General features: G+C 60.3%; 8 protein-coding genes. 5 read left to right on the top strand and 3 right to left on the bottom strand.

Annotation, left to right across the window (positions count from 1 at the left end; genetic code table 11):
- Window positions 1-5 precede the first annotated feature (5 nt).
- From malF to yejK, 3 genes are all read right to left on the bottom strand, one after another.
- Window positions 6-1658 carry a maltose ABC transporter permease MalF gene (gene malF, locus GWQ27_RS04005; RefSeq protein WP_005310108.1) on the bottom strand — a complete coding sequence of 551 codons (1653 nt, stop codon included), beginning with the start codon at window positions 1656-1658 and terminating at the stop codon, window positions 6-8.
- A gap of 75 nt (window positions 1659-1733) precedes the next feature.
- Entirely contained in the window at window positions 1734-2915 is a 1182-nt protein-coding gene (malE, locus tag GWQ27_RS04000; RefSeq protein ID WP_005310106.1) for a maltose/maltodextrin ABC transporter substrate-binding protein MalE, read from the bottom strand.
- Between the two features lie 395 nt (window positions 2916-3310).
- The gene (gene yejK, locus GWQ27_RS03995) at window positions 3311-4360 is read right to left on the bottom strand and encodes a nucleoid-associated protein YejK (RefSeq protein WP_169046384.1); all 1050 of its coding nucleotides are present in this window, start codon (window positions 4358-4360) and stop codon (window positions 3311-3313) included.
- Between the two features lie 73 nt (window positions 4361-4433).
- On the opposite strand from yejK, the gene GWQ27_RS03990 reads away from it, so the two are divergent.
- The 5 genes from GWQ27_RS03990 (at window position 4434) to GWQ27_RS03970 (ending at window position 13564) form a co-directional block, all read left to right on the top strand.
- On the top strand, window positions 4434-4661 hold the full coding sequence (locus GWQ27_RS03990) for a YejL family protein (RefSeq protein ID WP_275906733.1): 228 nt from the start codon (window positions 4434-4436) through the stop codon (window positions 4659-4661).
- A 43-nt stretch (window positions 4662-4704) separates the two neighbouring features.
- Window positions 4705-6555 (top strand): DUF3413 domain-containing protein, encoded by a 1851-nt coding sequence (locus GWQ27_RS03985; RefSeq protein ID WP_096118462.1) that lies wholly within the window; start codon window positions 4705-4707, stop codon window positions 6553-6555.
- Between the two features lie 328 nt (window positions 6556-6883).
- The gene (locus GWQ27_RS03980; protein ID WP_275906732.1) at window positions 6884-9049 is read left to right on the top strand and encodes a TonB-dependent hemoglobin/transferrin/lactoferrin family receptor; all 2166 of its coding nucleotides are present in this window, start codon (window positions 6884-6886) and stop codon (window positions 9047-9049) included.
- The gene (locus GWQ27_RS03975; protein WP_275906731.1) at window positions 9049-11112 is read left to right on the top strand and encodes a prolyl oligopeptidase family serine peptidase; all 2064 of its coding nucleotides are present in this window, start codon (window positions 9049-9051) and stop codon (window positions 11110-11112) included. Before GWQ27_RS03980 ends, GWQ27_RS03975 begins: the two co-directional genes overlap by 1 nt.
- Window positions 11113-11149: 37 nt before the next feature.
- On the top strand, window positions 11150-13564 hold the full coding sequence (locus GWQ27_RS03970) for a proprotein convertase P-domain-containing protein (RefSeq protein ID WP_275906730.1): 2415 nt from the start codon (window positions 11150-11152) through the stop codon (window positions 13562-13564).
- Window positions 13565-13612: the final 48 nt, after the last annotated feature.

Below are 13612 nucleotides of genomic sequence, written 5' to 3'. Positions count from 1 at the left end.
CCTCCTTACTGTTGCTTGTCGGCTTTGGACAATTTCAGGTTGAGCAGTGCAAGCGCGCCGACGATCAGGAAGATGGCGGTAGCGATGGCACTGGCCAGACCGTAGTCCTGACCACCCGAGCCCTGGAACGCAATCCGGTAGGTGTAGTTCACCAACAGATCCGTGGTACCGGCCGGGGTACTGGCGCCTATGATGTCCGGTGCTCCGTTGGTCAACAACTGTATGAGTACGAAGTTGTTGAAGTTGAAAGCAAAGGATGCAATCAGCAGCGGAGTGAGCGGCTTCATCAAGAGCGGAACCGTGATCTTGAAGAAGTTCTGCACAGGGCCGGCACCGTCCATGGCGGACGCCTCGTAGAGATCATCCGGAATGGCTTTGAGCAAGCCCATGCAGAGGATCATCATGTAGGGGTAGCCAAGCCAGGTATTGACGATGAGGATCATCACCTTGGCCAGGAAGGGGGTGGTGTACCAGTCCGGCTTGATGCCGAACGCCGCTTCCAGAAACAGGTTGATCTCGCCGAAGTTCTGGTTGAACAAGCCCTTGAACACCAGGATGGAGATAAACGCCGGTATCGCATAGGGCAGGATCAGCATGACCCGGTAGAAGCCGCGACCTCTGAGCTGTTCCCACTGCACCAGACATGCCATCACCATGCCGATGGCCAGGGTGAAGCCCACTGAGCCGGCGGAGAAGATCACAGTCCAGACGAAGATCTGCATGAAGGGACCCTGGATACCCGGGTCTGTCATGATGCGCACGAAGTTTTTCCAACCCACGCTCACCACGAAACCGGGGGCCATGCCCTTGCCGACAAACTGTCCCTGCTCGTCGATGTATTGATAGAATCCGGTGTCACCGTTGGGCAGCATCAGCTCGCCGGTCTGGGTGTCACGCAGCAGGTTGCTGTCCTTGATCACCACGCCGGATTTGAGCACGGCGCCATCCATCAGCCGGGTGTACTGCTGCTTCTGGGCGGCAAACTTGCGCAGGCTGCTCAGGGTCAGGTGAATGCCACCTTCCGGCAACACCAGATCCAGCGCGCTCAGGTGAGTGCGATGATCGACGATGGCACGAATGGGGGCCACCTTGTCCACGGCCTCTTCTGCCAGAGGCTGCAACTGAACAACCTGGACCGCGTCATGGACTCTGCCCTCGCGGACAGCCAGTTCACGGGCCTTGTTGTTCATCAGAGTAAGGGGTTGACTGATAAAGGCTTGGTCGTCCTGTTTCAGCAACAGCTGAAACTGATTGTTCTCACCACCCAGAAGGGTGAAATCGAATTCACCGCCAGCCACCTTGTAGCTTTTTTTCAGATGGTAATCCCGTGCCTGCTCAAGGGAGAGCAAGTTGGATCCCGAATAGTTGGTGAAGGCGATGCCGATCGTGTAGGCAAGAGGGAAGATGATAAACACAACCATGCCAGCCACACCGGGGAAGATATAGCGGTGGGCATAAGTCTTCTTGTTCATGAAGACATACAGACCGACGGACACCACCACCAGATCGAGCAGAGCGAATACCCACTCACCGCTGGCGTACATCATCACGGCCGCATAACCGTTGAGGATGGCTACCAGAGCAGCGATGGTCCACTTAAGCCAGGTGTGCTTATCCTTCGGACCGGCATAGGATTCAATAGAAGGTACTACTTCCATGCCAATTAACCTTTATAACGCCAAGAGAGATTTGAGAGAGTGGGAGGCCGTTGCGGCCTCCCGGGTAGTGCATGCTTACTGAACGATACGCTTGGCAGCGGTATCCAGGGCTTCGTCAACGCTCTGACGGCCGGAGGTCACGTTCTTGAGGGCAGTTTCGAAGGAAGACCAGAAACGGCTCATCTCAGGCACGGACGGCATCGGCTCGCCATTCTGGGCGTTCACCATGGTTGCCTTGATGTGCGGATCGGATTCCAGGGTCTTCTGGAAGGACTTCAGTGCCACGGCACCCAACGGCTTGTCGGCGTTGACCGGCGCCAGACCAGCATCGGTCAGCAGGTAGTTTTCCAGGAACTCGATAGCCAGATCCTTGTTCGGGCTGGCGGCGTTGATGGTCGCACCCAGTACGCCAACGAAGGCTTTGGCCGGGTTGCCCTTCAGGGTCGGCAGGGACGCTACACCGTACTTGATGCCGCTCTTGTCCAGGTTGCTCCAGGCCCAGGGACCGTTGATCATCATGGCCACTTCGCCCTTGTTGAACTTGGCGTCCATCACACCGTAGTCGATGCCTTTTTCCAGGTGACCGGATTTGATCATCTCGGAGATGTAGCCAACACCGGCCTTGGCACCTGCGTTGTTCACGCCGGTATCTTTCACGTCATAACCGGTAGCGGTTTTCTTGAAGGCATAGCCACCGTTGGCAGCCACCAGCGGGTAGCTGAAATAGGGGGTGTCATAGGCCCACATGATGGCGCGCTTGCCATTTTTCTTCAGCGCTTCGTCGATCTTGGCGATCTCTTCGAAGGTTTTCGGCGGCTCGGGCAGCAGATCCTTGTTATAGATAAGGCTCACGGCTTCTACCGCAACCGGATAACCGTAGGTCTTGCCATCCACTGCCATGGCATCCCAGGCGAACTGTTCAAACTTGGCTTTGGTGGCTGCGTTCGGGGTAACAGGTACCAGCAGACCGGCCTTGACCCACTCACCGTAACGGTCGTGAGCCCAGAAGAAGATGTCCGGACCGTTGCCGGTGGCAGCGGCTTGCTGGAATTTCACTTCCACCTGATCAGGGTGAGCAACCGTCACCTTGATGCCGGTTTCGGCTTCAAACTTCTTACCTACTTCAGCCAGACCATTGTATCCCTTGTCACCGTTAATCCAGATGGTCAGTTGACCTTCGTCAATGGCGGCAGTGGCAGAGCAAGCCACGCCCAGAGTAGCCAGACCGATCAGGGATGACAGCAATTTCTTTTTCATGAGCCTTTCCTTGTATTAGTTCCGCGCTGTAAGAGCATTGTGTGCGAGATGAATATTATCCCAAGCCGCTACTGCCTCACATGACGCAACTCGCATTTTTGAAATGCAATTACGTATTTTCTTCCAGAAAGTTATGAAAACATTTTCTTATTTCAGGGGGTTATCGCCATTTATTGGCATATTTCTCGCCAAAAACAGAAATTAAATTACCAAATGGAAATAAAAAAACACAAATGAAAGGGTTTTCACTGCATTGAAAACCCTTTCACGGTGGTTATTCTGTTTAAATTGTTAACAAAGCACCGAGTTGGTTTCGAGGCGACTTACCCCCTTAAATAAAAAGACACCGCAGCGAAGTGCGGTGTCTTTTTGCCAAAAATGGAAAGCAGATCACATTACGACTGGCGCAGCAGCTGATCCTTGAGATTCGGTGGCACGCCGCGAATGGTCAGGGTATCTGTCTGGGGATCGTAAAACACCCGGCTGTTCAGCAATTTCTGCTCGAAGCTCAGGGTCAGACCGCCACCGGAGCCGACGAACTTGGTCAGGCCGCGCAGGGTGGAGCGATCTGCGGGGAAGCGCTCTTCCAGCTCATACTCCTGACCGATGAAGCTGTAAAAATCGAGATCGCCGTCACCGGGTAATTCTGCGGAGAGCTCCTTGATTTCGATCTCTTCACCTGCGCTGGCCTGCTCGGTGCAATATTTGAAGACCTGCTTCTTGTAGTCGTTGCGCTCGGCCGCTTCGAGCTGACGACTGTCGCAATAATCGTCCACCGCCTGCAGCAATCCCTTATTTTGGATCTTGGCATCCATCCCCTCGCGGGCACCCAGCAAGTCCATGAAAAAGTCCCCCAGTTTGCGACCGACCCGCCCCTTGCTGAAGGTGATATAGCGGCGAGAGTCTGGCTGGGTTTTCCATTCGGTCAAATCGATGCGGGCCACCAGATTGAGCTTGCCGATATCCAGATAATGGATATGGCGCAAGTCCAGCGCCTCGCTGACGGTGACGCTTTCCTTGCCTTCCAGCAGGGCGACCATCAGGTAATCGACCCCCACATAGTTGTATTTGGCAAACAGCAATACACCCTGTTCGTCGAGGGCGTGATCCACCAGGTTCTTGACCAGCAGCTGGGTCATATTGACCGAGAAGGGGACGAATTCGAGCTGATCGCCGAGCAGCTGCTCAAGGGCAATGCGAAAGGCGGGAGAAGGCTGCTTGGGAGCTTCCTCACCGTCGGCCAGCTCGGCGACGGCGGCTTCGGGGTCAGCGAAAAAGCCAAAGCCCTTGCCACCCTTGCCGTTGTAAATGCGATGCAGCTCCGCCATCAGCCCCTGAACCGCCTCATCAGCAGGCAGGGTCTGGCTGCGGGTGTCGGCGTGAGGTTGACCATCGCCGCCCTGGCGCAGGGAGTGAAGAATGATCTTGTCGATATCGAGACTCATGTCACAAAGCCATAGTGTTAGCCGAAAGGGTGAAGTATTATAAGGCGCTTTGAACCGAGATGAACTGAAGATTATGCCCATCGTATCAAAGTACACAAACCAGCAATTTGATGACCTGATGAATGACCTGATCACTGTACTGGAGAAGCACAAGGCGCCAGTCGACCTCAGCCTCATGGTGCTGGGTAACGTGACGACCAATATCATCAACAGCATGGCCCCGGCACAACGCCAGGCGATCACTGAAAAATATGTCCAGGCACTGACTTCCTCGGTCGACACTCGCCACGACACTCACTGAGTCGCCGCCTTTTTTTGACGTTTCTCAAAGCAGATGGATCACTATGGTCGAAACCGGCAACCCCTATCGTGATAATGTCTCTCGCCTGATCACCTGGGGGCATTGGTTCTCCTTCTTCAACATCATTCTGGCCATGCTGATTGCCACCCGCTATCTGGGTGCCATCAGCTGGCCATCGACCACGCTCGGCGTGACCTATCTCATCATCAGCTGGATAGGTCACTTCTCGTTTCTGAGCTTTGTCACCTACCTGTTGACCATATTCCCGCTGAGTTTCGTGCTGCCCAAAGAGAAGCTGCTGCGCTTCATTTCGGCCATCATCGCCACCCTGGCGCTGGTGCTCCTGCTCATCGACACTCAGGTGTTCCAGCTGTTCAAGTTCCACTTGAATGCTCAGGTGTGGCAGTTGCTGCTGGATCAGGCCCAGACCGAGGAAGGCTCGATCTGGAGCATCATCTTCGTGGCGGTGCCAACCATCTTCCTGCTGCAACTGCTGCTGTCAGCCTATGTGTGGCGCAAGATCAACAAGCGCAAGCGCCGTCAGTATGGCAATCAGGTGGGGCTGGCCCTGCTGGTCTGCTTCATTCTGACCCACGTGGTCAACAGCTGGGCCGATGCTACCCTGTATCAGCCCATTACCATGCAGCGCGCCAACTTCCCGCTCTCCTACCCCATGACCGCCAAGAGCTTCCTGGCCAAGCACGGCTGGCTGGACCTGGATCAGTACGAGAAGAAGGCTGAATCCCAGGATGGCGAGAGCGAGAGCCGCTTGCGCTATCCCCTGCGCCCGCTCAGCGTCAACGCCCCCATTACCCACAAGAACCTGCTGGTGGTGGTGGTGGATTCGTTGCGAGCCGACATGCTCAACAGCATCAACATGCCCAATCTGCAGCGTTATGCAGACAGCCATCTCAATTTCCGCAACCACATGAGTGGCGGCAATGACGATGTGATGGGAATGTTCAGCCTCTTCTATGGCCTGCCCGGCCACTATTACGACGACATCCGCAACGACAAGACACCGCCGGTACTGTTCGACGAGATGCTGCGCCAGGATTACCAGTTCGGCCTGTTTGGCGCACTGGAAGATGCGCAGCAGTATCGCCAGAGCATCCTCTCCGGTCTGCGCAAGCAGGTGTTTGTCTCCGAGCAGACCAATGATCAGCTGCTGATCGGTGACTGGCAGCAGTGGCTCGCCAAGCGCTCGCCGGACAGACCCTGGTTCTCGCTGGTCTATCTGTCGAGCCCCGGTGATTACCAGCTGCCGGCCGACATGAAGGGCCCCTTCCAGCCCGAGCTGACCAAGTTCAATCCGGCCACCGCTTATCAGGCCAAAAACCTGCAGAAGCTGGAGAACCGTTACAAGAACACCGTCTTCTACACCGATCAGTTGCTGGAACAGATGCTGAGCCAGCTGCAACAGCAGGGCCTGAACGAGCAGACCATAGTCGTGGTGACCTCCAACCACGGTCAGGAGTTCAACGATACTCGCAGCAACAGCTGGGGTTATGGCACCAACTACTCGCCCTATCAGGTGCAGGTGCCTTTCGTGCTGGCCTGGCCGGGCAACGACACCCTGGCACAGAGCCAGTTGAGCAGCCATCTGGATCTGGTGCCCACCCTGATGCAGGGCATGCTGGGGGTGCGTAACCCGGCGCGGGACTACAGCACAGGCCGCAGTCTGTTCGACAACAGCCCGCGCAACTGGCTGCTGGCCGGGGATCAGCGTGATTTTGCCATCTATCAGGGCAACACCATCACCCACTTCAACAAGCAGGGTGACTTTGAACTGCTGGAGCGCAACAGCTACCGTCCCATCAAGCACGGCACCCCCGACATGGGTGTCATGATCCAGGTGATGAACGAGCTCAACCGCTTCTATCGCGCCCCCTGACGGCCAGAAAACCACAACTCACCAAGCCCGCTCCCGTAGCGGGCTTTTTATTGCGTGCAGCACGGGCCGGAAAACAACACCTGGCATCTATGCCCAAGGGAACCCATAGGGGACGGGTTTACTGCCCAGACAGATAGCCCTCTTCTCCCCTTCATGTTCTCACTTGCCGGCGCAAACGTTCTTCTTTTCACTACTGACTCTTCCATCAAAAATATCAATCTGATCAAGATCATAAAAACAAAATGATAATGATTATCAATCATTGATCTGGATGGACCACTCTGTAATAATCCGCGCCCTTCAGGCTCAAATAACAATCATTCTCAAAATGAAAATACTGCTGCACTACTGGCCCATGCTGCTGTCCGGCACAGCGCTGGCCGCCAGCGATCAGACCCAACTCGATGGGACTGGTACCCCTGCTCACCTCAAGGCGCGCGAGACCATAGTGGTCAAGGGCCAGCGGGTCGAACAGAAGCTGTCCGATATCTCGGGCGCCATCACAGTCATCACCGAAGAGGACCTGGATCGCCAGGTCGCCACCGAACTCACAGACGTGTTCAAGAACGAACCCGGCGTATCTGTGACCGGCTCGGCAGGGCGTCCGCAAAACATCAGCATCCGCGGCATTGGCGGCAACCGGGTGTTGATCATCAAGGATGGGGTCAGGGTCAGCGACGGCTTCGGCGCCGACGACCTCAACGACAAGGTGGGCCGTTTCAGCTTCGATCTGGATGACGTCAAGCAGATTGAGGTGGCCAAGGGGGCCGGCTCCGCCCTGCACGGATCAGACGCCATCGGCGGCACCATCGTCATCTCCACCAAGCAGCCGGAGGATTATCTGCAGGGGCAGGATGCCTACCTCAGCAGCAAGATCCTACACGATGGCAGCAGCGACAAGCAGAAGTTGAGCGCCACCGGTGCCGCCCGCTGGGCTGAAACAGAACACCTGCTGCGCGTCTCCGGCTGGCAGGGGCACGAGACCGCCAACTATGACGAGAGCCGCATCCCGGCGGATCTGGATGGCCTGAGTGCCTCCACCAGCTCTCGTTTCATCCTGAACGAGCACCACCTGCTGCGCCTCGAACTCGACTACTTCGAGGACAACGCCAAGCGGGATCAGGGGCCGCGCGAAGTCCCCCAGCCCGATGGCAAATGGCAGGTCCGCCAGTATCGCGAGGACAGTACCCAGCGCTCCCAGGGCGCCAAGCTGAGCTGGGAGGCGCGCAGTCTCGACCATCTGCTGGCGGATCAGTTCACCTTGAGCCTGCACGGCAATCATGCCAAGAACAGCGCCAACAAACGCAGCCTGCTGCAAAATGACCTGCTGAGCGGCTATCCCCGCTATCGTAGCGAACGGGAACTGGCCACCTTCACCGAGGATCTGCTCGGCGGCGAGCTGGACATTCGCCGAGATCTGACGACCGGCGCCATCGAACACAAGCTGAGCTATGGCGTCGAACTGGAGCGCGCAAGCCACGAGCGACCGGTCGACAAGCTGACCTTGGAGGCGGGCATTCCCCAGCCCGGCCAATCCGCCCCCTTCAGCAGCGCCCGCACGGACCGCGCCGGCATCTGGCTGGGGGATGTGGCGAGCCTCGGGCAATGGCAATTCACCCCCACACTGCGCATGGATCACCAGTGGCTGAGCCCGCAAGATGGCAAGGGCGCCAGCAACCATAGCTGGCACCTCTCCCCCAGTCTGGCCACCAGCTACCGCTTCAACGATCAGTGGCGCAGCTGGCTCAGCTATGCCAACGGTTTTAGTGCCCCCTCCTACGACAAGGTGTACGGCAATATTCCCCACTACTTTGCCCTGCCACCGTTCGAGATCATCGCCAACCCGGACCTCAAGGAGGAGACCAGCCACAGCTTCGAGTGGGGTGTGAGCGGTAAAGGGGATGAGTGGAGCATCAAGCCGGCCCTCTTCTACAACCGCTACTACAACTTCGTCGACTGGCGCCAGGTAGGCTTCCGTCTGCGGGACGGCGTCATGCTGCGCCAATACCGCAACGTGGCCAAGTCCGAGACCTGGGGCGCCGAGATCGCCGCCAGCTACTGGCTGACCCAGCAGTGGGAACTGGCCACCAAGTTCGGCTGGGTGGATGGCAAGGACAGCCAGGGCGAGTCACCGCGCAACCTGACCCCGCTGGAGGGCAATACCCGCCTCAGCTATCAGGCCAACGACTGGAGCCTGGGGCTGCAAGCCGACTATGCCGCCGCCATGAGCCGGGTGCCCACTTGCGGCAACAGCCTGACCCAGCAGCAGAGCGAGTGCATGAAGAGTGCGGGCTGGCTCAGCTTCGCCCTGACCGCTGACTGGCAGATCACAGACGCCCTCAAGGCCAACCTCAAGCTCGATAACCTGCTCGATACCCGTTACACCCGCTATCAGGATGTGGCCGGGCAGGAAGCGGGCAGCGATGCGGGACTCTATACCCAGACGGGCCGCTACCTGAGCGCCAGCCTGCGCTACACCTTCGTGGGGATCTGATGCACGCGCTATTGATAATGACGGCTCTGCTGGCCAATCCGGTGGCGGCCTCACCCAGCGAGGCCGCGGGCATGACGGCAACCACCACGGCGCCACAGAGCGCGCCAGCCATTGCCAAGCGTCCCCTGCTGATGAAGGGCAAGGTAGCGCGGTGGGATCCCTATGGCGGCTGGCGCGACGACAGCCGCCAGGATCCCGCCCTGCTGGCCATGCTGGCCGAGCAGAACCGCTGGACCGAGCAGCAGCTCGCCAGCCAGCGGCCGCTGGAGCAGGCGCTGCAAGCCGAGTGGCAGGCGCAATCGCGCGGCGAGCCCATGCCCGCCGAGTGGCACAGTGAAGCGGGCAGTCAGTGGCGAATGGAGGCCGATGGCAGCCTGTGGCAGCGGACCAGCGACCAGGAGCCGCCCCGTCAGCGACTGGCGCCGCGCCAACCCGCAAGCGGCTATTACGAGCTCGCCGGCTGGGCACTGCACCCGAACGGACGCTGGCTGGCCCTGGCCGAAGACCTTCGCGGCGATCTGGACTACCGCATCACCCTGCTGGATCTGGATAGCGGCAAGACCCTGACCACCCTGGCGCGCAGGGCAGCCGATCTGCTCTGGAGCCTGGACGGCAAGACCCTCTACACCCTTGCCAATGAGCGCCGCACCCTGCGCCCCTGGCAGCTGTGGGCCTGGCAGGATGGCAAGGAGCGGCTAGTACACCAGGAGGCCAATCCCGCCTGGCTGCTCAGCCTCTATGGCACCACGGACAAGCGCCACCTGCTGCTGCAGAGCAACAACCACGACAGCTCGGAGCAGTACTTGCTGGACGAGGGGACCCCCTCTCTGCTCAAGGCCCGTCAGGCCGGTGTCGAGTACTACCTGGATACCCAGGGGGAGCGAGTGCTCATCAAGAGCAACAAAGATGGTGCCCTCGGCCTTTATCAGGTGACCGGTCTGGCACAGGTGGCCGAGGGGCACTGGCAACCCCTCTGGTCCGGCGAAAACAAGAGCCTGGAGAAGTGGCGCCTGTTTGCCGACCATACGGTCCTGCAATACCGCAAGGCAGGGGACGACTGGCTCGATGTGCTGGATTCAAGCGGCCAGCTCAGCCAGCGCGTGCATCTCACCGAGGGAGCTGGCACGGCCTGGATCCAGGGCGCTCATGACCCGGCCAGTCAGCAGATCCTGATCCGCAGGCAAGGGATGGCCGAGCCGCCCCACCAGCGCTGGCTCAATCTGGCCAGCGGTCAGTGGCAAGCTGGCGCCCAGGCGCAGGCACCCTCCCCCTACCGCAGCGAGCGACGCTGGGTGGTGGGCAAGGACGGCGTCAAGGTGCCCGTTTCTCTGGTGTGGCGCACCGACATCATCAAGCCCAAGGCGCTGCTGCTCTACGGCTACGGCGCCTATGGCACCCCCATGCGCCCCTACTACCAGCCTCAGGTGCTGAGCCTGCTGGATCGCGGTTTTGTCTACGCCATCGCTCACGTGCGCGGCGGCGGCATGCTGGGAGACGACTGGTATCTGGCAGGGCGTGGCCAGCAAAAACAGCACAGCGTGGACGACTTCCTGACCGTGGCCGAGGCGCTGGCCCGGGATCCGGCCATCGATCCCGCCCGGCTGTTCGCCATGGGCGGCAGTGCCGGCGGTCTGCTGGTGGCGGCGGCGCTCAATCAGGCACCAACCCGCTTTGCCGGCGCCGTGTTGCAGGTGCCCTTTGTCGATCTGCTCGGCACCATGAGCGATCCCGAACTGCCGCTCACCCGCCAGGAGTACGCCGAGTGGGGCAATCCGGCCATTCCCGCCGACTATGCTGCCATGCGTCGCCTGAGCCCCTATGACAACCTGCAACGGCAGCCCTATCCCCCGGTTTACGTGACCGCCGGACTGCACGACAGCCAGGTGCCTTACTGGGAGCCGCTCAAATGGGTCGCCCGGCTGCGGGAGCACAGTACAGGCACGGGCCCCTATCTGCTGAGCACGGCTCTCGACAGCGGCCACCAGGCCAGTGCCGGCAAGGCCCACCAGCAGGCCGCGCGAGAATATGCCTTCCTGCTCACCCTGGCTGGCGTTACCCGCTGATGGCGCATCCTTTTCTCATTTTGTGTTGGAGTAAACCATGAAACCCTCTTCCCTGGCCCTCTGGCTGGCGGCAACCTTGCTCTCACAGCCTCTGCTGGCGGCCGAGTTGCAGTTCGTCGATGAAAAACCCATTACCACCACGCCGCAGCAGTGGCTCGAGCAGCGCCTCGGCGTCACGCTCGCCCCCGACTACGACAGGGCCAGCCTGCTCGGCCATCACTACAGCTTCCGCCAACTGGTCAACGGCCTGCCGGTGGCCACCATACAAGCTGCCGTCAGCGTCGACAAGACCGGCAAGCCCTGGCGCCTCTATCACAACAGCCGACCGCTGCAGAGCAGTGAGCCAGGCTGTGATGCCAGCGGCAACCTGGATCCCCTGCTCAGCCAGTTGCGCGATGCGGGCAACAAGATCGACCCGCAGGGAGCGGTCGAAGCCTGGTACTGGCGCGACGGCGACACTCTGGTGCCCGCCCTGCGCCAGCGGGTGCGCGAACACCAGGCAGGCAACGCCAAGGCTACCTATGTACAGCTGTTCGCCAGTTGCGACGGCAGCCGGGAGCTGGGCCGCTGGATGGATGCGGCCAGCACCCAGGCCAGCCGCACCGCAGAGGTGGGGGATGTCGTCGTCGAGGCGCGGGTGTTCGACCCGGATCCCCGCACCCAGCTGCAAGACGCCAGCCTGGTCTGGCACGACGAACTGGTACTGGCGGACGCCGCCTATCAGGACAGAGTTCCCCTGCCGGTCACACTGCAAGGGGGACGCTATCTGCTGAGCGGCCCTCACGCCCGGGTAGTGGATGCCATGGAGCCCGATACCGCGCCTTTCAGCAGTGATGATCAGCAGGCATTCCGGTTGACCCGGGACGATCGGGGCTTTGCCGACATCAACGCCTATTACCACCTTGACTTGGCCCAGCGCCACATCAAGAAGCTGGGCTTTACCGGGCTCATCCCCGGGGCCCTCGACATAGATACAGAGGCCGGCTATCAGGACAACTCCCTCTATGACCCGTTCGAGCGCAGGCTGGAGCTGGGCCGCAGCGGCGTGCCCGATGCCGAGGATCCCATGGTGATCTGGCACGAGTTCGGCCACGCTGTGCAGCACCACATAGTGCCGGATCTCGGGGAGGAGGCAGACTGGGGCGCCATCGGCGAGGGCTTCAGCGACTACCTGGCCGCCAGCCACCGCCAGCGCAGCGAGGCGGGTCGCCAGTTCGAACCGACCATGGTGTTCAACTGGGATGCCCGTTTTACCGACCGCACCCCGCGCCAGCTGGATGATCTGCGTGCCCGCTACCACCCGGACTACAGCTACCCGGCCCACCGCACCATCAACGGCAGCAACGGCGATCAGTTGTGGGGCACACCGCTGTTCCAGGCCCTGCTGGCGTCGGTGACCGAGCATGGCGAAGGGGCCCGGGACGAGTTTGACCGCGTCATCATCGAATCCCACTTCGGGCTGGGCCCGGCCATTCGCATGCCACAGCTGGCCCGCATCACAGTGGACACGGCGGCGCGGCTCTACCCCGCCCGTCACTACGCCAGCCATCTGGAGCACGCCTTCCGTCAGCACGGCCTCTTGCTGGCGCCGGTCAATATCGCGCTGGCCGAGGGCAGCGCCATCGAGCTGGGACAGCGTCAATCCGTACAGGTGACACTCACCAATCAGGGCTCGGCGCCAGTGACCCTCAATGAGCTGACCCTGACCCTGCCCGCCGGGCTGCAGGCCGATCCCTACCAATGGCAAGCCACCACACTGGCGGCAGGTGCCAGTACCACCACCACGCTGCGACTGCTGGCCCAGAGCCCGCTGGCCTGCGGTGATGAGGTGAGCCTGCCGGTAAGCCTCGTCATGACGGGGACCAGTCCGACCGAGCGCCAGTGGCAGCAGCCACTGAGCCTGCCCATAGGCACGCCCATCATCAGCCGCGCCACTGGCCAGCCGCTGCTCCTCAGCGATGCCCAGAGCGAGGAAGTACGCGGCTTGAGCCAAGCCAGCCTGCTGCTGGAGAAGACCAACGCCAAAGTGAGCGAGCAGTTGCAACTGACCCTGGATCTGCAACACGACGCCCTGGATGAGCTGGAAATTTGGCTCAACTCCCCCTCCGGCACCCGCATCCAGATCTGGGACAAGGGCTACAGCCCACTGCCACGGCTGAAAGGCGTCTTCCCTACCGAGCTGCTGCCCCTGCAAGCCTTCACCCCCTTGCTGGGAGAGCCGCTGGCCGGCAGATGGACGCTGGAAGTGGTGGACAGCAAACCCGGGCATCAGGGCCGCATCAATGGCTGGAGCATCAGCCAGCGCATCGGCGCCCAGTGTGGTGAACCCATAGCCCCGCCGGATGACGGCATCATCCACTTCCCGGTGGACGACAGCAGTGGCGGCGGTGCGGCCAACCTGCTCTGGCTGCTGCCGCTGGCGATCTGGCGCCGCCTTCGCCAGCGCGGCTGAGTAACCCACCCATATATAAGAAGGGGCCCTGGCCCCTTCCCAAGGACA

Source organism: Aeromonas sp. 5HA1 (genome assembly GCF_029237245.1).
Classification (GTDB): Bacteria; Pseudomonadota; Gammaproteobacteria; order Enterobacterales; family Aeromonadaceae; genus Aeromonas; species Aeromonas salmonicida.
This window is presented reverse-complemented; position numbering and strand designations above follow the sequence as displayed.

Coding starts and splice junctions, on each gene's coding strand:
- malE (WP_005310106.1), bottom strand. CDS start 2,915: ATGAAAAAGAAATTGCTGTCATCCCTGATCGGTCTGGCTACTCTGGGC.
- GWQ27_RS03975 (WP_275906731.1), top strand. CDS start 9,049: ATGCACGCGCTATTGATAATGACGGCTCTGCTGGCCAATCCGGTGGCG.
- GWQ27_RS03990 (WP_275906733.1), top strand. CDS start 4,434: ATGCCCATCGTATCAAAGTACACAAACCAGCAATTTGATGACCTGATG.
- GWQ27_RS03985 (WP_096118462.1), top strand. CDS start 4,705: ATGGTCGAAACCGGCAACCCCTATCGTGATAATGTCTCTCGCCTGATC.
- GWQ27_RS03970 (WP_275906730.1), top strand. CDS start 11,150: ATGAAACCCTCTTCCCTGGCCCTCTGGCTGGCGGCAACCTTGCTCTCA.
- GWQ27_RS03980 (WP_275906732.1), top strand. CDS start 6,884: ATGAAAATACTGCTGCACTACTGGCCCATGCTGCTGTCCGGCACAGCG.
- yejK (WP_169046384.1), bottom strand. CDS start 4,360: ATGAGTCTCGATATCGACAAGATCATTCTTCACTCCCTGCGCCAGGGC.
- malF (WP_005310108.1), bottom strand. CDS start 1,658: ATGGAAGTAGTACCTTCTATTGAATCCTATGCCGGTCCGAAGGATAAG.